The organism is Chondrinema litorale, from assembly GCF_026250525.1.
Taxonomy (GTDB): domain Bacteria; phylum Bacteroidota; class Bacteroidia; order Cytophagales; family Flammeovirgaceae; genus Chondrinema; species Chondrinema litorale.
In genome coordinates this window covers 193666-218105 of record NZ_CP111053.1, presented here as the reverse complement: position 1 = coordinate 218105, position 24440 = coordinate 193666, and the positions used below count along the sequence as shown (strand labels likewise).

Sequence of the window (24440 nt, the reverse complement as noted above, 5' to 3'; positions counted from 1 at the left end):
TAGGACTTACGCAATATTAAATTTCTCTAGCAAAAATGCTCAAGATTTGAGAGATTGTTTTTTTTAATACTAATTTATATGGATAAATCTCTGTACATATCATATCTTCTCCATACTCACGGGAATTATAACTGTACCCACATGGCAGCCCATTCTATGGATGTCAGTCATGACCAAGTCACACGTTTTCTAGCCCATTCTAAATTTACCTCTTCCGACCTGTGGGATATTGTCAAGGGCCATCTCCAAGATAGCCCAGACTCATTTATCCTTGTCGATGACAGTGTTCAGGCAAAGAGGTATTCCCGGTATATAGAATTGGCCAAAAGGCAGTACTCAGGCAATGAGCATGGCCTAGTCAATGGGATCAATCTGGTAAACATGGTACACAGCAATGGCATTGATGGGGATTACTATCCTATCGATTACCGAATCTACCACCCAGAAACGGATAAGAAGACCAAGAATGACCATTTCCAGGAGATGTTCACCCGAATGACCATGCGTAAAGACCTGAAAGCCAAAAAGATACTTTTTGACAGCTGGTATGCTTCCATGGACAACCTTAAGCTTGTGCACAGAAGCGGCTGGACATTCTTCACTACCCTGAAGAGCAACCGCCAAGTCAGCCTATCCAGAGACACAGGGATGCAGGCTGTGGGCACAGTCGAGCTTTCCGGTAGGCAACTGCTGGAAGGCGTACAGGTCAAACTCAAAAAATACCCTTACCCCGTCAAATTATTCAAGATAGTCTCCCTAAACGGGGACATTGAATGGGTGATCACAAATGATCTATCGGACAGGATGAATGTATTTGAGGCCGAAAACGAATCCCAGATCAGATGGCAGATTGAGCAGTTCCACAGGGAATACAAACAGCTTACAGGCTCTGAGAAGTGCCAATGCCGAAAGGCAATCTCCCAGAGGAACCATCTAGCTTGCTGCTACCAGGCTTGGATAGGGCTGAAACTCCTTGCAAAACAGTTGAAAACAACACTCTATCAAATCAAAGAACTTCCGATTAGCAACTATCTTAAACAGATTCTTGCTAATCCTATTATCATTTTAACTTAAATGCGTAAGTCCTATATAAAAAACTTATTTTTCTGTTTAAAATATAATACTTCTTCGGCCTTCAATAAAAATGACTGACAATGACCTTCAGTTGACCAGTACAACATCAATAACTAAATACACTTAATACAGGAATTGGAGGAAGAAGACAAGCAAAGCATATTTGAACTGATGAAGGTTGAAGGGATACCCATTCGACCAGATAGATTATTTTTCTTGGGTTAAGAATCATAGAAGCTATAGTTAATTTCAATCACTAGAAAATACAAATTTGAAGGTTACACAAACTTCATTGAGTTCTTTTTTCTTATCATCAGAAAGTAAATTATATGTTGTATGATAAAGCTTGAAAGTTTTTTCTTCTAATAATTGCTCTTGGTACTCATTGGTCTTTTTTTCGAGACTCTTTATTAAATCGATTGAAGAATTTTTATTTATAACAATATAGATTTCACCTGTCAAAAATTCTTTATATGTATTTAAATTTTGATGTAAATGATCAAGTCTTGAATAGGTGTATCTATCACCATTTATAATATATATACTATCATGACTTACTTCCAGCTTAAAATCAACTCCTTCACTACGTTTGCTTGAAATACCTAATCCGTTTGGGGATGGTTGTTCATAAGTAATATTTTCTTTTGCTTCTTTCTTGTTACAAGAGGAGATAATGTAAGCGAAAAGTAAAATAAATGACGTAAAAAAAATATATCTCATAATTAATTTCTAGGATTGGGTTTGGCTAGGTTCTGGTCATGGAATAAGATAGGTTGATATGATCTAGTCGAAGGGAGACCCGTTCGACCAGTTGGAGGCAAGACACTATGGATCAGTGGGGTTATACCTCAACACCCTAATCTTCTACTTTATAAAAATCATAATCTAGGTTATCTAGGCTCAAGGCATCACCTGTCCAATGATATCGAATCACTCTTGTTACATCATTCTTAATGTTAGTAGAAGTCTTAAATGCAAAGTCCCGTAGTATAACATAACAAACATGTCTTCTTTTTTCTATTGTTAATTTCTCTTTATTGGTGTACTCTACAGTATCATTTTTATAATAGTGTAAATAGGTACTATCCGGATAAATCTCAATATACTCAATACCTACTATCTTCTTTTTCTGTTCGTACCTTCCTACAAGCTCCTCAATTGTTATCCCAGTACAGAAATTGAAATAATTGCACCCTGTTAGCAAAAAAACTAAAATCAAAAAATAATATCTGTTCATTGTTGTTCTCTTTTCTTTCATTCTAATGAATCTATAAATGGTATTTCATATATGAAATGCTGTTCTATTGTCTTGAGACCTTGGTATTGGTATGGTGGATTTGGGTGCAATACACTAGTGGGAACTATTGTACTTTTGTATCTGGCAATAATTTCCTGATAGATTCATAATCTTCTGGTGTGAAATTATTGCTATATATATCCAGTTTTTGTAAAACGTGTAATTTACTTATAGAAGTTGGCAATTCTGTAAGGTTATTATGGTCTAGGCTTAATGTTTTAAGATTTTGTAGTTCGCCGATTTCCTTAGGAAGGTATGTCAAATTTGAAAATGATATTTTTAAGGATTCAAGGTTTCCCAATAAATTAATCTCAATTGGTAGAGATGGCATTTGTAGATTTGAAAAGTATAGATTTTTTAAAGAGATACATTGACTTAAGGAAAATAATGAGTATTTAATATTTAGGGTATCTTCTTCACTTAAATTAATACTCTTCAATGATTTTAAAAACCTTATCTCTTTTGGTATTATTTTGATTCCATTCCTTCTTAAGATCAAGTATTCTAAATTTTTTGCCTTACTTAAAATCTTAAATACATTCGCAAAATTAAGTTCAGGGTTATTAGTAATTTCTAAATCTTGCAATGACTTTAACTTCCCTAATATTGGACTGATTTTATCTAACTGGTTTCCAGAAAGTGCTAAAATCTGTAAGTTTTTTAACTTTCTTAACTCTTTAAAATCTTTTATTGTTAAAGGAACATCTTTGAGAATAAGCCAATATACCTCTAAAGGGTTTTTTATAGCATCCTCTATATTGTAGTAGACATCTATGTTCATTAGCTCATCATCGTTAAGAAGTCGTCTTTGAGCTTGACATATCATACAATTACTAAAAACAAAAAAAATAATAAATACTATATTCTTTATTTTCAAATTTTTGTTTTCCCACATAATAGAAGCATTTTATTCCATAAGAGTTAAAATCATAAGTATACTTTATAAATCCCATTTTTAGCAAAGATTTCTATATCATCATTCATGATATATCTTAAAACAAAAAAATAAAATAATATCTATTCATTGCTATTTTCTTCTTTTTTCTTTTCTATCATTCTAATGAACCTATAATTTGGTTTTCATTAATAAGATGCTGTTCAATTTTCTTAATGCATTTATATGGGAATGGTAGATTTGAGGGACGCAATAAGCGTTGGCTCAGTCAACTAAAAAAAAGCCAATCATAATTGATTGGCTTTTAAAACATGATGAAAAAATATATCAGTATTATTGATTTACTTCTGTCTTGCTGAAAATTCCCGGATCGTCCGGGGCATTGCTATTAGCATTTAATTCATCCTGAGAAACAATAAACCTTTCTGGATACTGCGTAATCTCTGGCGTATTAAAAGGTATCGGAATAGCAATATCGACATCTTCTTTTCTCAACCTTCTTGCATCATTAAAAGGAATAAACTGACCATAGCCCGATACATAGCGCTCTTCAATAATCTCTCTTAGCAAAGCCCTGTCTTTGTCAATCCCATCCGAATTTTCAATGCCACCATTTTCAAAATCGGCTTCATCGTATGCTTCATATAATAATGTACCTCCTGTATTTGCCATGTTAAATGAAGCGCCTGAGTTTAAATAAGCTCTTAACTCATTGAGGTGTGTTAAACCTGTGGCAAAGTCTTCTGTTCTGGCGCCGGCTTCTGCCAATATCAATAAATTCTCTTCGAATAAAATTAATGGTTGCGGTGTGGTTTGAGCTCCTACGCCTATTTCACCTGCGCCATCTGTACCATCGTAATAGAAGAAGTTAGCTCTTGCCTCTTCGTTTGTTTTGGCATTGTTTCTCGAATCAGCATTTTCAGGATCGAGTAAAGATTCAAAATAGGTTCCAATGGAAGTCATGTAACCACCGCGCGCTTCAGCAAAGGAATACAACAAATTACTATCACCATTGCCAACTACTCCCGGTGGATAAAACTTCATAGAGTTATCACCAGAAGAAATACCGTTTTGAGCAGCGGCATAAGCAGCAGCATAATTTTTAGTTTGCAAGTAATAGCGAGCTTTTAATGTATAAGCTGCTTCTATCCATTTTTCGGGTGTACCTCCATAAAAAATATCCTGACTATTAGACACCGTAGCGGGAACAGATTCCAAATTGATAATGGCTTCATCTAAAATACTTTGCAATTGCTGATACACGGATGACTGCGTGTCGAATGCCGGATTTGCAATATCAGATACTACTTCTGAGTAAGGAACACTACCAAAGATAGAAGTTGCTGTTCCCACAACATGGGCTTCTAAAACTTTGGTTATTCCTTGCATCAGCCCATCATCAGGCAGACTTTCCCGAATTACTCTCCCTTGGTTAAGCACACCTACATAAATTGCTTCCCAAGTATCGTTGGCTTCTTCAGATGTGATATTATAGGTGTAAAGACTTCCATATAACAAAGTAAGACCTTTGTATTGCCCGCTCCACATTGCCGAAATTCTCTGCATATGGCTCACTTGTACGGTAATATCTGCCAGCATCATTCCTTTTAATAAAAGTTCTGCCGGCACATCTACTGGTTCGTTAGGGTTTTGGTTGATGTCGTCCACCAAGTTTTCACAAGAAATGGCAGATAAAATCAATATGGCTATTAAAATTTTTTTCATGTTGAAATTCTTTTATTTATCTGTCGATTAATAATTCACTTTTACAGCAAAGAGATAAGACCTTGTCCCCGGATTGGTGAAATAGTCAATTCCATATCCATTACCCACACCGAATTGATTGGTTTCAGGGTCGACTCCCACTAGGTTAGTCCATAGTTTGAGGTTACGACCTGTGAGTGTGAATACAACAGAACTGAGTTTGGTTTTCTCTCTAAAACCCGGTGAGTTTAAAGTATAAGAAAGCGAAATTTCTCTTAGTTTGGTCCAAGTGCCTTTGTTAAGCGCAAACTCATTAATTACAGAGCTACCAAAACCTGCACCTCTTGAAGTATACCAAGCCTGATCTAGCAAGACAGGACCCGCACCAAAATCGGCAATATTACCTCTTACTGTTGAACCTGCTCCGAATACTTCTCCATTTACATTTCTCAGCTCCTGAGTTAGAGTAACTTCATTACCCACATCGGCATGGGTACCAAAGTTTTGAAGAATAAACCTGGTTCTTTCGGCAAAGTCTCCACCGTGGAAATGCTCAAACAAAACATTCAACGACAAACCTTTGTAAGATGCTTTAAAGCCTAAACCCCCTCTCCAATCTGGATTTGGGTCACCAACTACTCCTTGGTCTGGTGCCAACTGAGGAAATCCATTGTCGTCTAGATCGTATGTGCCATCTTCGTTTCTAATTGCTCGTGAGCTATACAAAACACCAGAAGGATAACCAACAACCGCTCTCGAAGAAATAGAACCGCCCGGAGTATAGTCTATAGATTCGGTACCTTGTAAATCAAGTACTTCATTTCTATTGTTATTGAAATTTCCATAAATGCTCATACTCAAATCTGCTTTGCGCAAAAAGTTGTATTCTGCATCTAACTCGATTCCTTTATTCTCCATGGTAGCAGCATTGGCATATTGATTATTAAAACCAGTGGTGGGTGCCTTGCCAACATCAATCAACAAATCTTCGATCTTGTTTTGGTAATAGGTAAAACCAAGAATAATTCTGTTATCTACAAATCTTAAATCAGTACCTATTTCCCATTCGGTTTTTACTTCTGGTTTTAATTGTGGATTACCTTCATCATCATTCAACCTAAAACCGCCATCAAATAATTGAATATCCAAACCATCGCTATAGGCATAGTAAGAAAAACTCTCATAAGTAGTTTCAAACTTATGCGGGTCTGGTTGCACACCCACTCTTCCCCAAGAAGCTCTCAGTTTACCAAAAGAAAGAAAGTTAAGATTGCTTAGCGATGGCAACTCTGTAAACTGCCAAGCTACATCTGCCGATGGATAAAAGAAACCACCATCAATGGTCGAAGCCACTTCGTAAGCACCCGATAAATTCACAAATACCTGATTGTACAAATCGAAACCTAAGACTGAATACAGTCTGTTCGATCTGATAAACCTTCTGTCGTTTTCAATATCTGTGATGGATGGTGCGATTTCGAAATTAGGCAAATAAGAATCAAAAAGGAAAGACTGATTTTCTATGTACACACGCTTTCTCTTTCTATCATTTATGTTCCAGCCGACTGTAAAGTTGGTTGATATGTTATCATTTATATCAAAAAATGTTCGGGCAATCGCATCAAAATTGTATTCGGTTTCGGTGTAAGTCTCATCCCTCAAACTACCATTTACCCTGTCTGCACCGGCTGTCCCTTTCGGGAAAAAATACACCCTGTTATCTGTATAAGAATCTACGCCTCCTCTCAAAACCACATCTACAAAATCTACAGGAGAAACCGTAATTTCTGAGTTTACTATAAACCTGTCTACCTTGGTATCACTTGTTTGTTGGTTTGTTGTCCAAAGTGGGTTGTTGTAAATCGGGTTGAGATTGTTGCCCAAATAGCGGCGGTAACTTCTATGTCTGTTTCTGTACAGATTGCCGGCATCATCGTAATAAGTCCCGATATAATCAGTAATGTCGAAGTCTGGTGCTCCACGAAGCAAACCAAGATACAAACCCGCCGTGTTAGAGCTTTGCTGAATTCTGTTTGAAACTGAGCGCGTATAACCTGCTTTGGTTTTCATACTCACATACTCATTAAAGGTGTAAGTGTTATTTAACCTAAGAGTTGTTCTTCGGTAATCACTGTTTTTAATAATACCTTCTTGATTTAAATCTCCGATGCTAAAGAAGAAAGTAGCCTTTTCACTACCTCCACTCAAACTCAGGTTTTGCTCCAAGAAATTCCCATTTTTAAAAACATCATTAAAGTTATCATCTAAATAAGTTTCTTGAGAGTTTTTAGTGATGATGGGATAATACCTGTTTCCATTATCTGCTTCAAAATATTCTCCACTAGTATCAAGCTCATCGGCTGCTCCTGAGCGATCTGCAATTTTATCTCCCCAAGAAGTAGAACTAGTTGGACTATAAACTCCTCCAGAACCTTGGCCGAACTTATCTTGTAATGGGTGTCTTACATTAATTTCATCAATAGAATAAGTGGCTCCATAAGACACATTAATCTTAGAGTTGAGCTTACCAGATTTTGTAGTAATTACAATTACTCCATTTGCAGCTCTTGAACCCCACAATGCCGCTGCCGATGCTCCTTTTAGAATCTGCACAGATTCGATGTCGTTGGGGTTAATGTCGTTTAAGCGAGATTGTTGAGACACACCACCATCTCTGCTACTGCCTTCGCCATACAGGTTGGAGTTACTCACCGGAATACCATCTAGAATAATGAGCGGTTGGGTATCTCCCGAAATGGTATTTGTACCTCTAATTTGAATAAGTGAGCCAGCTCCCGGGTCACCATTTGAGCGAGAAATTCTCACTCCGGCTGCCCGACCTGCTAAGCCATTAATTAAACCAGATTCGCCAGATCGCACCAAATCTTCTGACGAAACCTGCGCACTCGTGGCTCCTAGTTTATCTCTGTCTTCTTTAAAACCAAGTGCTGTAACTACAACCTCATTCATCTGCTGAATGTCTTCTTCCAATGTTACATTCATTACAGATTGGTTGCCCACTGCAATTTCCTGATTTTTATAGCCAATAAAGCTATATAATAAGGTAGCTTCTGCTGGTACTTCGAGCGAATACTTTCCATCGATGTTGGTGGTGGTACCTTTGGTAGTACCTTTAATAATCACATTTACACCCACCATCGGATTGTTGGTAAGGTCTTTAATAGTACCAGTTACCGTTCGGGTTTGCGCCAGTAAGTAATTACCAGAAAATAATAACCCGATCAGAATCGTAGTAAAAAATCTGTTCATAGGTATGGATTAGGGTTAAAAAAATAATTTGCACTAATAGGTTAATTGTGCTGGTTGCTGTGTAGTAAATTGAGGCAATGCAAGTTAGAAAGGGCGCAATAAATTATGCATCACCTATAAGGTGGTAAATTTTCTGATCGAAAGGCTACAAAAAGATATAACAAAAATAAGTCTTTATTGTGTATATGTTGTTATGAATTACACTAAAAGTATTTTTTATTGATGGAAGGATGAAATCTTTTATAATACCACTTCCCCTAAAATAGGTGATTTTTTATTGAGAAGAATTTTTAGTTAGAATGCCCATAAACTAAAAAATCCTGCTAAATGGTAGGATTTAGGCAGTGATGAGAAGCTAGATAAGTTCGACTAGTTTATTTTTCTTGGCTAAGACCAGATGGAAAGCTACGTACCAGTGGAGACTTCTTCACTTTTGGCTCTAGCTTAATGTTTAAGTCCAAGAGCACTGCACTAACTCTTGAACTAGATTTTTTTTTAGAAAACTTAAGCCAGTGCAGGGAACAAAAGTCATTAGAATATAAGGATATTTTTACTTTTTTCAGTCGGGAAAAATAATTTTTCATTATTTATTTCTTCTTCAATTATGATTTTATGATTCAATAAAGTTTTCAAAAAAAAATCAAGCTTACTTTGTTCTATCTTTTGAGTATCAAGAGCTAAATTTTGTCTATGATGTTTAGTTATAATGTCATTGAATTTTTGAAGTAATAAGCTTTTGGTAATACCTTGATTATTTTTATTAATAATATAAGTTAGAGTTTCACCTTCATTAAAATTAATAGGTATAGAATAAAAAAATATCTGATTATTTGTTTTAATAGAAGTCATAGCAGATTCCCAAAGATGACTCAAAACTATAATATGAAAATGATCAATTTTATGTTTGGGATTCAAATATAACTTTTCATCTAATAAGGTATATAAGTATTCATTAAAGATACAGGAGGTTCTATTTTTTAATTTCAATTTTATTAGTTTTTGGAGTTTCCCACTAAATTCAACTAAAGATGAGCCTTCTAAGGATATATCTAAATATTCTAAATTTTTTCTTTTTTCAATAATTTCAGATCCTAACAATCTGTATACATCCAGATATAAAAGACTACCCTTTGAGTATCTACTTCCAGAGTTTTTAACCGGTATAAAAACATGTAAATCTTCCATAATTTTTTCTTATCGTGAAAATGAGGCTCCAATGCCAGATTCTTTTGTTGCAAACTCAAAATTTATTTTATCGAATACTCTTGCTTTAGCTAGTTCCCACAAACGTGTGCCTACAACTCTATTTCTCCAACCTCGGTTGTCTAAAAAATCTTTCAAGTTTTGCTTAAAAGCTGGTGATTGAAGCCATGCAGATAGTTTTCCGTCTTGAATAATGTTGTCAGGTCGGTAGTAATAATCTACGATATAAAGCTGAATTAATTCGTTCATATTTAATCTTTCTTATAACTAGGATTTTCTATAAAATCACCAAATGAGTCATCTTTGTTTATAGGATAAGCCCCTCGGATTCTACTTGCTGGAATATTATCAGGGTAAAAAATTTAAAGCGTTCTTTCAGAAAAATTGAGACTAGCATAAAAAAAGGTCGGTGTGACCCAGTCGAAGGGAGACCCATTAGACCAGTTAGTTGAACGGTAAACTAGACACTAGAATTAATTTGAACCATACCTCCTTGCATATAAGGAAAATAATTCTGAAGGTTTTGAATATTCATAGTAAAAGTCTGGATGCAATTTTTGTAGAAAAAATGATTCTAAATTTATGGGTTCGCCATTCTTATAGACTCTAGGAAATTGATCCTCTTGATCTATTTTCCAATAACCTCCGAAGTTTTTGATGAAAACCTCACCACTATAAATGATGGCAAACAAAATTGCATTGTGATATTCTCTAAAAGTAGGAGGGTATGGAATTAAATGGTCAATAACTTTTATTGATTCAATACTAAAAGTCAATTCAGATGAGGGGATTGTAAGCTTACTAGATAAATCTTTTAAGATTTGCTCTTTCTCCTCTTCTTTGTCTAATTTTAAACCCAATGAATTTATACCAGTAGTTAGAGAGTTACCTAGTTTATTGATCTCTGTATAATCATCTAAACTTTCATACAAAAAAAACGAACGATTTTTTTCAGATTGAATAATTAACCCATTAGAAAGATAATAAACACCCTCTTGATTCTTAATTTCTTTTGCTAAATATTGTGCTAGTAAGTTACTATATATGTCCTCTGTAATAGAAAAATAATAAATCCTTTTCCCATATTTTGTTAACTCAATTCTTTCTTCAACTTTTTGATAGTTTGAAAAAAAAGTATCTTTTCCAATTTTTATTGCCAAACTAATATCTTCCATTGATGAAAATAAAAGGACTATATCTTTATTTTTATCCACAATAAAATAAAACATTTTACTATCACTACTTAAGATATAAATTGACTCAGAAAGAACCTCTACCTTATTTTTTTCGATATTTAAATTATCAAACAAATTCTTGTCCATCGAAAAATATATCATGCGATAACCATTACTTGTAAAGTATGTGGAAGAAGATTTTATCTTCATGAATATTTCATTATTCATATTTAATCCATTTACATCCAAAATAAAATAACAATTAAATAATAATAAAAACCAAACTTTAATAAGGTTCATAATTTTTAAATTTATTCTTTAATAATTTTACCATCTTCCTTCCCTCCTCTTAGCACTCCAATTTTTATAGATGTGTTCCTTATAGATTGTTTACTTGTATCAATTTTATCGCTGTTAAGAGGTATAGGGGCACCAACCATAAGTTTATTAGGGTCGTTATCATTTTTATATACAACAGAGCCTGTGACTAGTATATTTGCCTCTGAGGCTTCATTCAATAACTTTTTTTCTATCATTGCTCCAGCAGGTGCTATTATATGAATTCTACCTATTCCATATTCAGATGGAGCTTCTCCTCCCTCATGATATTCATCTGTGGATAAATATTCAATATAGTATTCCATTTGATGACTAACAGTTTCATTACCATACTTATCAACATATGTAGGTTCATAATCTATATATTTCTTGAATTTTGCATCTACAATTGTCGAAATTTGCCAATAAACTACAGTAATTTTTTTATCATTTACTTTAGTAATTGAGGCACTTCCAGTGGCATCAGGAATAGCATAACCTATTCGTCTGTTAGGAGGAACTCTTGATGTGTTTTTTGGTGTTTTCATAGACTCTAAAACAGCTCTCTCAAATTCATTTCCCTTAATAAAATTACTGTTAATACCAGCGTTCCATATATAGAATGTAATTCTCCTAAATCTAAAGCTGTATAATTGTAATCATCATCATATAACCCTTTAAGACTAGTTGTTAAATATTTTGTAAAGGGTATTTGTACGTAATCTGCTGGATTTCTTTCAGGTTCTAATCCATCTAAATCAATAAATTTGATTGGCATATTCCCTGTAAACTGGTAGGGGGTATAAAACGGATACTCCTGCGTCAGCGGATCAACGCTCAAAAACTTCCCTATGGCGGGGTTATATATACGGAAGCCATAGTCTTGTATGAGTTGCTTGTTTCCAAAGTCTTTATCGATTTCTTTTCCATTGAAACCGAAGCGGTAACCTCTGCCACCCAACATCATTTTTATTAAGAAGAATACAGATAGGTATAAAACTAAAAAATCCTGCTTAATAGCAGGATTTCTCAGTTTGTATTGATTAATGGATATGAATTTAGTTTACATTGATGGTGTAAATTTTTCTTTGCGGATTTCTTTTCCAGTACTATCGTAGAGATACATTACTTTCTCAATATCATTCTCTTTAGAAAGTAAAAATTGTCCTTGATGTTTTTTGCCTTGGAGCTCATAAACTTCAGAAGGTTCGTCTTCGCCTGTTGTTGCTCTGTAAGCATCTAACACTGCTTCTGGTAAAACTTCAGAAAAAGTTTCGATACCTTTTTCTTGAATTGTGCCTTCTAAATCTATTCTGCAAAATTTAAACTCGTCTTCATGCTGGAAGAAGGCGATATAAACTTTGCCATTGTTATTCCATTGCCATGGTTCCACTTCTTCACCATATGCAGCAGTAAGGCTATTAAAAACCTTTGCCGGAATTGTATTTTCAGATTGAGCTCTGGCAATATATCCTCCCAGAATACACACCAGCATAATTAATATATTTTTCTTCATTTGTGTACTTTAAGTTATGCCTGTGATACGCCTTATTTTATAAAAGTCACCAGCAGAAGTCAATAATATTTTTATGCTCTTATAGCTAATTCTTCAAATAGAAATCCCTTAAAAAATTTAGTCTTAATGAGTAGTTAAGACGCAATGGGGTGTAGTTTTGACTAAGTTAAAATTAAGACCTTTTATAAAAAAAATTTGTGAGGCAACCCCTTTGTAACATTATGCATCTATAGGCAAAAAACCTTTTTAAATAAATAAGAGTATCTTTTAATTTAAGCTCATAAATAGTAGTAAATTAACTAAAACTTTAAATTTTCGGTGAAAGCACAACTGCTATAAGCCCTAATTTTACTATATGAAATATCTATTTTTACTCTCAATCCTAGTTTTTTCAGTCTCACTTACAAATGCACAGGGTATAAAAGGAAAGGTAACAGATTCCGAAGGTGCACCACTTCCATTCACTACCATATACATTAAACAATTAGAAACTGGTACCAGTACCAATATGGAAGGTGAATATCAATACAAATTAAAACCGGGTACTTACGATGTGCTTTTTCAATATTTAGGTTACGAAGCTGTACAAAAGAAAGTAGAGATTGCCAGCGACTTCCAAGTAATCGATGTGACTATGCAAACTCAGATAATCGAGCTTAAAGAAGTACTCATAAAATCGAACAAAGAAGACCCCGCTTATGCTATTATGCGTAAGGCAATCGCAAAGAGTAAATTTCATACCCTGCAAGTAGATTCCTACAATTGTAGAGTATATGTAAAAGGTAGTGGCCGTTTAAAAGACTATCCTTTCTTTTTGAGAAAAGCCATTGAAGATGAAGGCATAGATACCACCACCACTTTTACTTCGGAATCTATCAGTGAGGTTTCTTACGAAAGACCAAATACTGTAAAGGAAAAAGTAATTTCTATTAGAAAAACTGGCGATGATAATTCTACCAGCCCAAACGGTTATATTACTGGCAGTTTTTATGAACCGAAAATTGCTTCTGCTATCTCGCCACTTTCGCCAAGAGCTTTTGCTTATTATAGGTTTGAATATGTCGGAACCTTTCGCGATAGAGATTACGACATAAACAAAATTAAAGTAATCCCCAGATCTAAGGGCGACGATGTTTTCGCGGGATATATTTTTATTGTAGATGATCTTTGGAGCATACACAGCTTAAGCCTTAAAACTTATAAGCAAGGTATCCTTTTCCATATAGACCAAATTTATGGCCCGATTGAAGAAAAAGTTTGGCTGCCACTTAGCCACAAGTTTGATGTTACGGGAAAAATTTTCGGTATCGAATTCGAGTATAAATACCTGGCAACAGTGAGTGATTATGAAATTACGCTTAACCCAGATTTAGAAGATACCGAGATTGAAGTAATTGATGAAAAAACGGAAAAGGAACTTGTTGCAGCACTGGCAAAAGAAGAAGAATTATCTAAAAGAGCAGAAGAAGAACCAGATGTAGCTTTAAAAGAACAAAAGAAATTTACCCGTAAAGAGCTCAAAAAAGTTTTAAAAGATTATGAGAAGCAGCTAGACGAAGCAGAGTCTGAAATGGATACCAGCAATGTTGAAATTGTATCTAATTACAGTATGACCATAGACTCTCTAGCAGGCAAAGATGAATCTTTTTGGGAAACAGCACGTCCTGTTCCATTAACAGAAATGGAAAAAAAGAGCTACGAGAAGCTAGATAGCATAGCAGTAGCCGAAGAAACCGCTGCCAAAGATACCACCAGCACTGGCGATAAAAGGAAGTCTAAGCGGAAAGGTAATTTCCATCCGGAAGATATTTTACTTGGCACCACTTTTAAACTAAGCGACAAAACCAGATTAGAATATAAATCTCCTTTAACCACTGTTAATTTTAATACCGTAGAAGGTTATGTTTTTGAAGTTCCTTTAGAGTTAAGAACACGTTTCGAAAACTATAAGCGCCTAAACTTTGAAGCTCGTGGCAGATATTCTTTTGCCAGAGAAAAAGTTAATGGAAAAATAACTGGTACCTATCAATATAAAAGAAAAGCAGAAGAAGGACAGCTTGTAATTGAAGGAGGAAGATACATCAATCAGTTAAATGAGGAGCAACCTATCCATCCGATTATCAATGCTTTTTCTACTTTGCTATGGGAAAGGAATTACATGAAAATCTTTGAAAAAGACTATGTAAAAGCGACTCATTTTCAAAAGCTAAAAGAAGGATTGGTTATTAAATATGGTGTTGAATGGGCAAGACGCTATCAGTTATTCAACAATACAGACCATACTTACTTCGATAAAGACGACAGAGTTTATACTCCTAATAATCCCCCTAATTTCGATTTATTAGATACGAGTTTCCCAGATCACGAAGCGTTTATTTTCCATACAGATTTAGAGTATTTGCCATTTCTTAAATATGTAATGCGCAATGGAAAACGCAGGCTTATTCCTAACTCATCGCCTTTGTTTAGGTTGAGTTATAAAAAAGGTATTAATGAGGTTTTTGGTAGTGATGTTGATTACGATTTACTAGAAGTTGGCTTTAAGCATCGTGTAAGAATTGGGGTAAGAGGTAGATTAGATGTAAATGCTTTTGCCGGAAAATTCTTGAATAATAATAGCCTTTCTTTTATAGACTTTAAACATTTTGCAGGAAACCAAACTGTTTTACAAACATCTGATCCGGTAAATAGCTATCGCTTGCTCGACTACTATTACTATAGTACACAAGATCAATATGTGGGAAGTACAATGTTCTATCAGTTCCGAAAGTTTTTATTAACTCAAATTTTCGAAGTAAGACTGGCGGGATTAAAAGAAAACATCTTATTTAATTATCTTAAAACAGATGCTTCTCCACATTATATGGAAGTGGGTTATAGTTTAGATAACATCTTTAGATTTTTTAGAGTAGAAGCTATTGCCTCTTTTGAAGATATGGAATATAAAGATTTTGGAATTAGAATTGGTATTTCGACCAACATTGGAGAGTTATTCGATATTAATTGATATTCATAATTGAATATATTTTTAAACCATCTGTGTGCAAATTCAGGTGGTTTAATCTTTCCCTAAAATGGTAGCAACACCTTGTAAACTATCGAAATGTGAGCAAACTAGTTTGATTACTGCCATACTTGGTACTGCTAGTATTAAACCGATTAATCCCCATAACTGACCAAATGCCAATAAGCCAAAAATTACAGCCATTGCATTGAGTTTTACTTCTGAACCCACCACTTTTGGTGTAATGTAATTCCCTTCGAGAAACTGCACTAGCCAATAAATACCTACAACTCCGGCTGCATACCAAATAGAATCTTTTGTGACCAAAGCCACCATTACTGGAAGCAAGCCCCCTACTACTACACCTACATAAGGTAAAACAGTTAGCAAAGCTGAAAACAAGGCAAGAAATACCGCATATTTTATCCCTAATAATAATAAACCGACAGTGTTTAAAACAGCAATAATTCCCACTACCTTCATTAATCCAAAGAAATAAGATTGGATGGTATCTTTCATTTGCACGAGCATATTGTCGATTTCCTTATGCTTTTCTTTGGAGAAAAACTGTAGAAATCCTTTGATAAATTTATCTCTGTAAAGCAGAATTAAGAAACAGTAAATTGGTACCATTCCTAAAAATGAGATTACATCCGAAGTTACTCCCAATGCTCTGGTCGCATACCTTCCACCAGATGACATAAAATTGGAGCTAATTTTCTTAAGATAGTTTTCTTGTTCAGATTGAGAAATACCAAACCAATTACTAACTGTATCGAGCAAATGGTTAAAGTCTTCTTGAATCTTGCTTTCTATGTTGGGGAAATCGTTCAAGAAACTGTTGATCTGCGCTGAAAACAGATAAAACAACAGCAAAATTGTTAGGGTGATAGTTACTAAAACCAGAACAATGGAAAGTACTCTACTTACTTTCCATGATTCTAGTTTATCGCAAATTGGTAATAATAATACTGCTATAAAAGCTGAAAAAAATATCGGCGCTAGCAGTGCCTTTAAAAAGAACAAGGCTAAAATTACCACAACCACAATGAAGAGAATTTTACTACTATAGTCTATTCGTTTAAATGTCTTCATTATTTAGCTTGTGGGATTATTTGGTTTATTATGGTTTATGTGTTGTAATTGGTTAATTGTTATTCATTCTCAACTGGCTCTATACTCCTCTCCAACATTATTTCAATTTCAGGTAAATCGTTGGTAATCACTCCCCAGATTAAGTTATGGTCAAGCTCTGTTTCCTGATTGTATCTGGCATTTCTAAAATTTGCCAAATTCTCGTAGATGTTTCTGTTTTCTAATTCCACATCTGGCATATTCAGGATTTCATAAGAAGCTTGCCCAACTTCTTGCAGTTGAGAATAGATTCTTTCTTTTAGTTGTTCGTTTTTCTCAAATTCTTCGTGGCTACTTGAATTTGCCTCGGTAAGAATTTCATTGATAATATGTAGTACAAATGTGTTGTGTTGGTTTAATTCTGGTTGATTGCTCATAGTTATATATTTTCTGAATATCCAAAACCAGAATTACACAATATGCTTATGTAACCCCAGCTTGGATATATTTCCGAAATCATTTCTACATAAGCTATAAAAGATTTATGCCAGAGCCGAAAGTCTTTTTTTAAGAAGTAAGATATAGGGGAATAACTATTTTAGTATACTGTAAACCAGTTACTTATGATATTGAATTATTATTACTAGTAATGTAGATGCAACAAATCAAAAAAATAAAAACGTAGTGCACAATCACCAAGGTTGTAGAATTATTTCACAAAATCGCATAGACTATAAAATGCCACTCAAATTATCTCTGTAGTTTCTGCTGGTTTTAATTTTTCCGCCATTACTCATTGTAGCCACAAACTCATTGTTAAAATAAGGTTCTAACTCCACTACATGATGCAAATTGATAATACTCGATTTGTGCACTCTTATAAACTGTTCAGATGGTAAGAACTGCTCCATCTTTTTCATACTCTCTCTCACCAGATAAAAGCGTTCTTTCACATGAATTTTTACATAATAATCGTAAGCCTGTACCCAGATTATTTGCGAAAGATCTACAAAATAAATTTTACCATCGGCCTTAATTACCAATCTGTTATTGATGATTTTATTATTACTACCGCCTTCTGGTACAATTTGTTGAGGTGAATTATTCGTAGCTTTTTCTTTAATATCTCCAAGTAGACCTGTTAGATTAGAATTTTCTTTGTTTTTTCTGTTAGCATAAATTCTTTTCTTGGCAAACTCCAAAGCTTTAAAAAAGCGGTCGTCGGTAAAGGGTTTTAGTAAATAATCTACCGCGTGGTTTTCAAATGCTTTTAGCGAATACTGATCGAAAGCGGTGATGAAAATAACTTCTGGCAAATTGGCTTCACTTAAACTACTCAACACTTCAAAACCATTAATAGAAGGCATCTGAATATCCAGAAACATTAATTCTGGTTGGTGTTCTTGTACTGCCTTTATGGCTTCGAGTCCATTTTTGCAAAGGGCTTTTACATTAATTTCTTTATCTTTTTCTAGCAAAAGGGCAACACCTTCTCTTGCTTCTTTTTCATCATCTACAATTATTACTGCAATCTCATCCATTATTTAACTATTTGAAATGGTAGAATAATTCTTACTAAAACTCCTCCGGCATCATCTGAAACCTGAAACTTAAAACCTCCTTTGTACAATTGTCTTAGGCGATGTGCTGTATTGGCAACACCAATACCATTGCTACTTACCATTGTCCATTCTGGTGGCAATGTAGAACCCGTGTTAAATACATCTAATACTATATCGCTTTCGTGCTTTTTGATTGATATTCGAATAAGTTCTTCGCCAATACTAGATGCGATGCCATGTTTAAATGCATTCTCGACAATAGGTTGTAATATTAGATTAGGCACTTTACAAATCTTGGTATCTTCGTCAATATCAAACTCAATACTCAACCTGTCTTGATACCTCACTTCTTCTATTGCCAGATATTTTTTTAACAATTGAAGCTCTTCATCCAAACTCACAAATTGTCGATTTTCACTACTTAGCGAACTTCGCAACATATCACTCAAACCCGAAATCATCTCCACGGCTTTATCGTTACTTTGTCTTCTTACCATCATCGCAATGGTATTTAATGCATTAAAGAGAAAGTGAGGTTTCAATTGCATTTTTAGCGTTTGCAATTGGTTTTTTACCAACTTCGATTCCAACTCTGCTGACCAATCGAACTGGTTTTTGTATCTTCCATAAATATCTAAGCCAAGTAAGCCTGCCACAAAAATTACATAATACAAAAATCCTTGGTACAAATCCCACCAACTACTCAAAGTGATACCATAGAGTTCTGCCCATTGGTAAGTTTCTTTTTCTAGAAATAGCCTTTCGAGTAAAACTGCATTTACTCCACTAAAAAACTTGGCTGTAAATACGAAAAAGCAAGCAAACAGCAAATGAGCAAATATAAACAAACCTTTACCCCACGATCGGGTGCTTAAGTATAGTCGAATTACCAAAAAACTTAATAGCCAACTAGAAAGATAATAGCTTAAAGGATAATATATGAGCTGTTGAAAAGGATAGGTTTTGCTTTGCAGTTGATTCAGATGTAAATCGTTAAAGAAAGCTGCAAAACAGAGCGATAACCAGAAAAGAAAATTCCATCCGTAAAAGTTTCTAATGAAAAATATCCTTCTGGTTTCATGCATATTTTTAATGAAATATGTCTAAAAATAAAAATCTACCAATAGATAAGCAAAATTTGATTTACAGACGGAGTTTTATTCCAATAGTCGGACGGTAACTGCATATAAGTGTTTGCCTGCCTTAATTTCTACCTGACTGGTATTTTGCAATTCTCCTTTTAATATACCGGGAATAAGAGCAGGGTGGCCAGTTTTATTGAGCCGTTGATTTAAGTCCTTTGAAAGTTTATCAAAGCTGGAAGTAACGCAAAGTATTTGTTTTTCGGCGTAATCTGCCAAAATGTAAATTTCCATCGCAGGTGTAAATGAGCATATACAACAATACTCTAATTTACATAAATTGCGATGGAAATTAAGGAATAACTAAATATTATAAATACTGTCAGATTCGATCTAAAAGAATGAAATCTCTAGTTTAAGATATTTCTAAAATTTTAATGATCTAATAAATCTAGGTGATAGCGAGAAATAATGCTTTTCAATAGGTTCCCATAAAGTGGAGATGTAGCATAACCTACCCCACCATGTTTACTCGATCCAATTTTATCTGCCCAAGCTTCGTAGTTTTTACCACCAGTAAAAAGCTTATAATACCTGCTATTTGAAGCTAAAAATATTGAGTGCGCTCTAAACGAAGCCCAAGGAGATCTGTAAGCTTCAAAGTTGTCTTTTACTAAACATTTGTAATAAGTCTTGCCATTACTTTTTATTAGTTTTTTGTTGATGATTTTATGTGCATTCTTTTTTGCTTCTTCGGCGGTATAATATTCGGTAGTAGTGCTTTTAGAGGTTTTACCTGTTTTGTCTTTTATACCGAAATAATTGTTGTGGATTATTCTTCTTCCATAAGAAGTTTCGAGCGCAGCTTGCGCCAAGGTTATGGATGCTGGCACATGAAATTTTGCCTGTTCCATTAGTGCAGTTTCCAGCTTGTTAAGGTCTGCTGTATCTGTAAAGAAATGATAAACATGGCTAGCAGGTTTCACATTTCCCAAAATCATGTTTTGGAAAAGCTCGCTAATTTGCCTGTTTAGAGTAAGCAACTCTTTAGCACTTAATTGATCTGTTCTACTTACACCTGCTTTAGTGGTATAACTAAAAATCAATTTTTGTTTTTCGAGTAAAAATCGCTTTCTAAGCTGATCTTTAGAATTGCTCTCATTATTAGAAGCCAATAAAAAGTCTTCGTTTTCAAAAACCTCTTCTGCAGTTAGTTTTTGCTCCGGTTCGTTCTGGTAGATATGATAAACCTTGGTTACCTGTTCTGGTGGGTTATCCGAATACCAATTCAAATAGATAATTAACAACGCCAGAAACATTAACCAGCGATTGTTCAAGATGAAAAAGTTTTTTCCATCATTGTATTCAACATAAGCTCGTTTACCTGTAACTCCAACACTTACAGGTTTCTTTTTGTAATTTACTACTGGTAAAGTAATCCTGAAATTTTTCATTTCTGCTCCTTTAAAAAATCTGACAACTACAGAAATTTTTATTAAAATTAAACAAGGGTTTGACTAAAAAAATGCCTCCCTCATTGCTAATTTTTGTTGTAATATTTGATTATCTCTGAATGTATATTCGAAGATACGAAATTAAATAATTAAATGTCAATATAATTAACAATTAATGTTAAAAATATTGACATTATATGTCTATTACCTGAGCAGATGTTGTAGAAAATTATCAATAAGATACTACCTCAACCTCTTTCCTTTTAAGCTTTACTTCAAGGAATTTTTCTATTCTATCTTGCTTTTGCTTCTTATCGTAGGCCCTGTAAACAGATTTATCCCATTTTACTAAGGCAGTAACTACTTGTTTTTTGCCTAAAGAATCAAATGATGTTTGATTGGTTCTGGCAATAGCGAATTTTTCTACTTCAGGAAATATCGCTTTAAGTTCATCCGAAATTTCATTAAAAGGCAAACTGTCAGACATTACTTTAGTTAACTCATTTTTAAGACTATCAACCGCAGTAGTTTTTTTCTCCATATCATTATTTTGAACTTGCTCCATTGCCAATACTTTCAATCTCAATTCTGTCATCTCTTCAGATAACTGTTTTCTTTCTTCGTCAGGTGGTGCATCGGTTGGAGTAAGTTCGATACCCAATGAGTCTGGAACCGAAAATCTTAAAAGTAGACTTTCTTTCATTTGTTTAACCAACTTAAATTGTAACCTGCCTACAGAGTCTGGTGCAATGTAAGAGCCAAAGTAATAGACTTTGAGCGTACCCGTACTATCATTATCTGCCCGATAGGTCCACTGTGCTCCTTTCTCCACATCATCGTGAATGTTGTCTTGAATAAACGACTTTAGCACATTGCTTTCTGTTATATTTTTTAATGACGACATCAAGAATATAAAACTTGGTATCATTAATAAAGTAAGAAATATATATCCATACATGGTTGCTCTTTTTGCCACAACTGGGTCAAGAATTTCAACCTGAGGGAATTTAAGAATTCTAACAATTACATATGTTGAAATACTAATTAATACTGCGTTTATAAAGAACAAGTAAAAAGCTCCAAAGAATACATCGCCCCTTCCAGTTGCCAGACCAAAACCAGATGTACATAACGGAGGCATTAAAGCTGTAGCGATAGCCACACCCGGTATAGCGTTGGTTTTGTTTGTTCTTGAACCTGCAATAATACCTGCCAAACCACCAAATAGCGCAACCAAAGCATCCAATGCAGTTGGGGTAATTCTGGCTTTCATTTCATCGGTAAAATTACCAAAAGGAGTAAAGGTAAAGTAAACAATACTTACCATTAATGATAATGAAATTGCTACAGCAAAGTTTCTTAGCGATTTCATTAAACTATCTCTATCGTTAATACCGACAGATAAACCAATTCCCAAGATTGGAGACATTAAGGGAGAAATAAGCATCGCACCGATAATAACCGCTGGCGAGTTTGTATCTAAACCGATACATGCAATAAAGGTTGAACATATCAGAATCCAAAGGTTAGATCCTTCTAAAACGATACCCCCCTTGATACCACTGATTGTTCCTTCTACGTCAGTATCATCAGCCAGGCTCATAATTCTATTGATTACCTTTTTGATATATCTGACAAGAGACTTTAAAGCTTTATTCCTTTCTTTTACTTCTTTGTTCATTCAATTAATCTGATTTATATGTTATGATGGTAAGACACACATTATTTTAAAAGTCACTACTTATAAAGTAAAAAAATTCACAAAATGCTAAAATTCAAAACCTGTAAATTGATAGCAGTTTAAATAATTTTAAGTATGATGAAAACGCAACCTCATTTTTCATATACTGATCATAATGATCCCCTGATAAAGAAGGGTTTAATTCGTTTATTAGAATGGTTTTCTGGTAAGAAAGTATTAGCAAATCGCTATGCAAAGGCACAACTATTTATTAAACAAAATTGTTGGAACTTTTGGAAGGCGAGTTTACAAGCTTTGGAAATTGATTTGAATTATAATGATTTTGCATTAGAAAGCTTTACTCAGAAAAAGGCTTTAGTCGTGATTGCCAATCATCCCTTTGGTATTTTAGATGGAATAATTATCTGTTATTTGATAGAACAGATTAGACCTGACTTTAAGATTTTGACAAACAGTATGCTCTGCCAAGCAGATGAGATAAATCCATATTTATTACCCATAGATTTTGCAGAAACAAAAGAAGCATTACAAAAAAACCTGCAATCGAGAAAAGCTGCTTTGGAGCATTTAAAAAATAATGGAACAATAATTTTATTTCCGGCAGGAGGTGTATCTACTACTCATGGATACACAGGAAAAGCAAGAGATTTTGAGTGGAAAACTTTTACCGCTACTTTAATCCATCAGGCGAATGCAGATGTGCTCCCTGTCTTTTTTCATGGGCAAAATAGCAGACTGTTTCAGTGGGTAAGCCAGTTTAGCCAAACTTTGAGATTGTCTCTACTAATAAATGAGGCATGCAACAAAATTGGAAAGGAAATTAAAATCAATATTGGTGAGGTGGTTCCTTATCATTCTATTGCACACCTTAAAAATCGGAAAATATTAACTGAACATCTCAGAGCAATTACTTATAGTTTAGAGAAACCCAAAGAAATTGCTTGAGTTTATTCTCCGAATGAAATGCCTACTCCTTTGGCTGTTTTTAATAGGTAAGAATCTAAATCGACAAAATTGTAAGACTTAGTTGCTTCTAGTAAAGATACCTGAGTAATTTGGTTATTTTTAAAAGCTACCATTTGGCCGAAATCACCATTCAATACCATTTCAAAAGCTTTCACTCCGTATTGTGTTGCTAAAACTCTATCGAAAGCAACAGGTGTACCTCCTCTTTGTAAATGCCCTAATACCATTTCTCTAATATCTGCTGTGCAACCAGAGGCTTTTAGTTCGGCAGAAAGTGTATAAGCAACCCCTCCTAATCTCAAATTCTCATAACCTACTTCGTCACTTGCTCTGGCTACTATGGTTCCTTCTTTAGGCATAGCACCCTCAGCCACAACTACCACGGCAAAACCTTTCCCACAGTTATACCTCTTCTCTATTCTTTCTTGTACTTTTTTAATATCGTACGGAATCTCTGGAATTAAACATACCTCAGCACCAGAAGAAATGGCTGCATGCAATGCAATCCATCCTGCGCTTCTACCCATCACTTCTAAGATCATTACTCTGTGGTGGCTTTCTGCTGTAGTAACTAATTTATCTATTGCTTCACTTGCTTCTTGTACTGCCGTTTGGAAACCAAAAGTATAATCAGTTGAAGAAAGATCATTATCTATAGTTTTAGGTACTCCAATAATAGGTAATCCTTTTTCGAACAAAGCATGACTTATTCTTTGAGAACCATCACCTCCAATTGAGATTACAGCATCGAAGCCCATTGTTTTTAGTTTCTTAATCATTTCATCAGACCTGTCAACTGCCGTCCACGAGCCATCTTCATCTTGTACTGGCCAGCTAAATGGACCACCTTTAGTAGTAGTTTTTAAAATGGTACCACCTTTTACATGTATACCTGCAATTGCTTTATTATCTAATGGAATTATTTCTTCGGGATAATTTAACACACCATTGTAAGCCTCTATACTTCCGAAAACCTGCCAGTCTTCTTCTTGCAAAGCTCTTTTAACAATTCCTCTAATTACAGCATTTAATCCGGGACAATCTCCTCCTCCTGTTAGTACTAATACTTTTTTCATTTTAACTGGATCTATTAGTTTATGATTATTTCAAATATTTCCTCGATTGAGGTTAATTTCAAATTTAA

Annotated in this window: 22 protein-coding genes; 3 read left to right on the top strand and 19 right to left on the bottom strand. The window is 34.5% G+C overall.

The features are described from left to right. The first annotated feature begins 78 nt into the window (after positions 1-78). The gene (locus OQ292_RS33020; RefSeq protein WP_284688383.1) at positions 79-1074 is read left to right on the top strand and encodes an IS701 family transposase; all 996 of its coding nucleotides are present in this window, start codon (positions 79-81) and stop codon (positions 1072-1074) included. Positions 1075-1323: 249 nt separating this feature from the next. Here OQ292_RS33020 and OQ292_RS33015 read toward each other — a convergent pair whose 3' ends face one another. The 11 genes from OQ292_RS33015 to OQ292_RS32965 form a co-directional block, all read right to left on the bottom strand. Further along, on the bottom strand, positions 1324-1794 hold the full coding sequence (locus OQ292_RS33015) for a hypothetical protein (RefSeq protein ID WP_284688382.1): 471 nt from the start codon (positions 1792-1794) through the stop codon (positions 1324-1326). 136 nt (positions 1795-1930) lie between these two features. Next, on the bottom strand, positions 1931-2332 hold the full coding sequence (locus OQ292_RS33010; protein ID WP_284688381.1) for a hypothetical protein: 402 nt from the start codon (positions 2330-2332) through the stop codon (positions 1931-1933). Positions 2333-2435: 103 nt separating this feature from the next. Beyond that, positions 2436-3266: a leucine-rich repeat domain-containing protein gene (locus OQ292_RS33005; RefSeq protein ID WP_284688380.1), complete on the bottom strand. Its 831-nt coding sequence runs from the start codon at positions 3264-3266 to the stop codon at positions 2436-2438. A 333-nt stretch (positions 3267-3599) separates the two neighbouring features. Beyond that, positions 3600-4991 (bottom strand): SusD/RagB family nutrient-binding outer membrane lipoprotein, encoded by a 1392-nt coding sequence (locus OQ292_RS33000; protein ID WP_284688379.1) that lies wholly within the window; start codon positions 4989-4991, stop codon positions 3600-3602. A gap of 27 nt (positions 4992-5018) precedes the next feature. Beyond that, the gene (locus OQ292_RS32995; RefSeq protein ID WP_284688378.1) at positions 5019-8240 is read right to left on the bottom strand and encodes a SusC/RagA family TonB-linked outer membrane protein; all 3222 of its coding nucleotides are present in this window, start codon (positions 8238-8240) and stop codon (positions 5019-5021) included. A 531-nt stretch (positions 8241-8771) separates the two neighbouring features. Beyond that, positions 8772-9425: a hypothetical protein gene (locus tag OQ292_RS32990; protein WP_284688377.1), complete on the bottom strand. Its 654-nt coding sequence runs from the start codon at positions 9423-9425 to the stop codon at positions 8772-8774. 9 nt (positions 9426-9434) lie between these two features. Continuing rightward, positions 9435-9692: a hypothetical protein gene (locus tag OQ292_RS32985; protein ID WP_284688376.1), complete on the bottom strand. Its 258-nt coding sequence runs from the start codon at positions 9690-9692 to the stop codon at positions 9435-9437. Between the two features lie 224 nt (positions 9693-9916). Further along, a complete protein-coding gene (locus OQ292_RS32980) occupies positions 9917-10918 on the bottom strand; it encodes a hypothetical protein (protein ID WP_284688375.1) in 1002 nt (333 codons plus the stop codon). 11 nt (positions 10919-10929) lie between these two features. Continuing rightward, a complete protein-coding gene (locus tag OQ292_RS32975; protein WP_284688374.1) occupies positions 10930-11484 on the bottom strand; it encodes a hypothetical protein in 555 nt (184 codons plus the stop codon). A gap of 5 nt (positions 11485-11489) precedes the next feature. Beyond that, positions 11490-11903 (bottom strand): RHS repeat domain-containing protein, encoded by a 414-nt coding sequence (locus OQ292_RS32970; protein WP_284688373.1) that lies wholly within the window; start codon positions 11901-11903, stop codon positions 11490-11492. Between the two features lie 96 nt (positions 11904-11999). Then, entirely contained in the window at positions 12000-12452 is a 453-nt protein-coding gene (locus OQ292_RS32965) for a hypothetical protein (RefSeq protein ID WP_284688372.1), read from the bottom strand. Between the two features lie 355 nt (positions 12453-12807). Between OQ292_RS32965 and OQ292_RS32960 the strand changes: the two genes are divergently transcribed. Beyond that, the gene (locus tag OQ292_RS32960) at positions 12808-15459 is read left to right on the top strand and encodes a DUF5686 and carboxypeptidase regulatory-like domain-containing protein (RefSeq protein ID WP_284688371.1); all 2652 of its coding nucleotides are present in this window, start codon (positions 12808-12810) and stop codon (positions 15457-15459) included. A gap of 51 nt (positions 15460-15510) precedes the next feature. Here OQ292_RS32960 and OQ292_RS32955 read toward each other — a convergent pair whose 3' ends face one another. The 7 genes from OQ292_RS32955 to OQ292_RS32925 all read right to left on the bottom strand — a co-directional run bounded on the left by OQ292_RS32955 (position 15511) and on the right by OQ292_RS32925 (position 22309). Then, complete coding sequence (locus OQ292_RS32955; RefSeq protein WP_284688370.1) at positions 15511-16551, bottom strand: AI-2E family transporter; 1041 nt, start codon at positions 16549-16551, stop codon at positions 15511-15513. Positions 16552-16610: 59 nt separating this feature from the next. Next, positions 16611-16967, bottom strand: a complete 357-nt coding sequence (locus OQ292_RS32950; protein WP_284688369.1) for a HepT-like ribonuclease domain-containing protein — start codon at positions 16965-16967, stop codon at positions 16611-16613. A gap of 294 nt (positions 16968-17261) precedes the next feature. Next, a complete protein-coding gene (locus OQ292_RS32945; RefSeq protein ID WP_284688368.1) occupies positions 17262-18071 on the bottom strand; it encodes a LytR/AlgR family response regulator transcription factor in 810 nt (269 codons plus the stop codon). Beyond that, complete coding sequence (locus OQ292_RS32940) at positions 18071-19177, bottom strand: sensor histidine kinase (RefSeq protein ID WP_284688367.1); 1107 nt, start codon at positions 19175-19177, stop codon at positions 18071-18073. The genes OQ292_RS32945 and OQ292_RS32940 overlap by 1 nt, the downstream gene beginning before the upstream one ends. 72 nt (positions 19178-19249) lie before the next feature. After that, the gene (locus tag OQ292_RS32935; protein WP_284688366.1) at positions 19250-19468 is read right to left on the bottom strand and encodes a hypothetical protein; all 219 of its coding nucleotides are present in this window, start codon (positions 19466-19468) and stop codon (positions 19250-19252) included. 140 nt (positions 19469-19608) lie between these two features. Further along, the gene (locus OQ292_RS32930; protein ID WP_284688365.1) at positions 19609-20628 is read right to left on the bottom strand and encodes a glycoside hydrolase family 73 protein; all 1020 of its coding nucleotides are present in this window, start codon (positions 20626-20628) and stop codon (positions 19609-19611) included. Positions 20629-20860: 232 nt separating this feature from the next. Next, on the bottom strand, positions 20861-22309 hold the full coding sequence (locus OQ292_RS32925) for a DUF389 domain-containing protein (protein ID WP_284688364.1): 1449 nt from the start codon (positions 22307-22309) through the stop codon (positions 20861-20863). Positions 22310-22444: 135 nt separating this feature from the next. Here OQ292_RS32925 and OQ292_RS32920 point away from each other — a divergent pair, with 135 nt between their 5' ends. Then, positions 22445-23275, top strand: coding sequence for a lysophospholipid acyltransferase family protein (locus OQ292_RS32920; protein ID WP_284688363.1), 831 nt, complete (start codon positions 22445-22447; stop codon positions 23273-23275). Positions 23276-23277: 2 nt separating this feature from the next. Here the strand turns inward: OQ292_RS32920 and OQ292_RS32915 are convergent, their stop codons facing one another. Continuing rightward, positions 23278-24372, bottom strand: a complete 1095-nt coding sequence (locus OQ292_RS32915) for a 6-phosphofructokinase (protein ID WP_284688362.1) — start codon at positions 24370-24372, stop codon at positions 23278-23280. Between the last annotated feature and the right edge of the window lie 68 nt (positions 24373-24440).

What these genes read in the sequence shown, in the direction of transcription:
- OQ292_RS33020 (WP_284688383.1), top strand. Translation starts at nt 79, where the DNA reads ATGGATAAATCTCTGTACATATCATATCTTCTCCATACTCACGGGAAT.
- OQ292_RS33015 (WP_284688382.1), bottom strand. Translation starts at nt 1,794, where the DNA reads ATGAGATATATTTTTTTTACGTCATTTATTTTACTTTTCGCTTACATT.
- OQ292_RS33010 (WP_284688381.1), bottom strand. Translation starts at nt 2,332, where the DNA reads ATGAAAGAAAAGAGAACAACAATGAACAGATATTATTTTTTGATTTTA.
- OQ292_RS33005 (WP_284688380.1), bottom strand. Translation starts at nt 3,266, where the DNA reads ATGTGGGAAAACAAAAATTTGAAAATAAAGAATATAGTATTTATTATT.
- OQ292_RS33000 (WP_284688379.1), bottom strand. Translation starts at nt 4,991, where the DNA reads ATGAAAAAAATTTTAATAGCCATATTGATTTTATCTGCCATTTCTTGT.
- OQ292_RS32995 (WP_284688378.1), bottom strand. Translation starts at nt 8,240, where the DNA reads ATGAACAGATTTTTTACTACGATTCTGATCGGGTTATTATTTTCTGGT.
- OQ292_RS32990 (WP_284688377.1), bottom strand. Translation starts at nt 9,425, where the DNA reads ATGGAAGATTTACATGTTTTTATACCGGTTAAAAACTCTGGAAGTAGA.
- OQ292_RS32985 (WP_284688376.1), bottom strand. Translation starts at nt 9,692, where the DNA reads ATGAACGAATTAATTCAGCTTTATATCGTAGATTATTACTACCGACCT.
- OQ292_RS32980 (WP_284688375.1), bottom strand. Translation starts at nt 10,918, where the DNA reads ATGAACCTTATTAAAGTTTGGTTTTTATTATTATTTAATTGTTATTTT.
- OQ292_RS32975 (WP_284688374.1), bottom strand. Translation starts at nt 11,484, where the DNA reads ATGAAAACACCAAAAAACACATCAAGAGTTCCTCCTAACAGACGAATA.
- OQ292_RS32970 (WP_284688373.1), bottom strand. Translation starts at nt 11,903, where the DNA reads ATGATGTTGGGTGGCAGAGGTTACCGCTTCGGTTTCAATGGAAAAGAA.
- OQ292_RS32965 (WP_284688372.1), bottom strand. Translation starts at nt 12,452, where the DNA reads ATGAAGAAAAATATATTAATTATGCTGGTGTGTATTCTGGGAGGATAT.
- OQ292_RS32960 (WP_284688371.1), top strand. Translation starts at nt 12,808, where the DNA reads ATGAAATATCTATTTTTACTCTCAATCCTAGTTTTTTCAGTCTCACTT.
- OQ292_RS32955 (WP_284688370.1), bottom strand. Translation starts at nt 16,551, where the DNA reads ATGAAGACATTTAAACGAATAGACTATAGTAGTAAAATTCTCTTCATT.
- OQ292_RS32950 (WP_284688369.1), bottom strand. Translation starts at nt 16,967, where the DNA reads ATGAGCAATCAACCAGAATTAAACCAACACAACACATTTGTACTACAT.
- OQ292_RS32945 (WP_284688368.1), bottom strand. Translation starts at nt 18,071, where the DNA reads ATGGATGAGATTGCAGTAATAATTGTAGATGATGAAAAAGAAGCAAGA.
- OQ292_RS32940 (WP_284688367.1), bottom strand. Translation starts at nt 19,177, where the DNA reads ATGCATGAAACCAGAAGGATATTTTTCATTAGAAACTTTTACGGATGG.
- OQ292_RS32935 (WP_284688366.1), bottom strand. Translation starts at nt 19,468, where the DNA reads ATGGAAATTTACATTTTGGCAGATTACGCCGAAAAACAAATACTTTGC.
- OQ292_RS32930 (WP_284688365.1), bottom strand. Translation starts at nt 20,628, where the DNA reads ATGAAAAATTTCAGGATTACTTTACCAGTAGTAAATTACAAAAAGAAA.
- OQ292_RS32925 (WP_284688364.1), bottom strand. Translation starts at nt 22,309, where the DNA reads ATGAACAAAGAAGTAAAAGAAAGGAATAAAGCTTTAAAGTCTCTTGTC.
- OQ292_RS32920 (WP_284688363.1), top strand. Translation starts at nt 22,445, where the DNA reads ATGATGAAAACGCAACCTCATTTTTCATATACTGATCATAATGATCCC.
- OQ292_RS32915 (WP_284688362.1), bottom strand. Translation starts at nt 24,372, where the DNA reads ATGAAAAAAGTATTAGTACTAACAGGAGGAGGAGATTGTCCCGGATTA.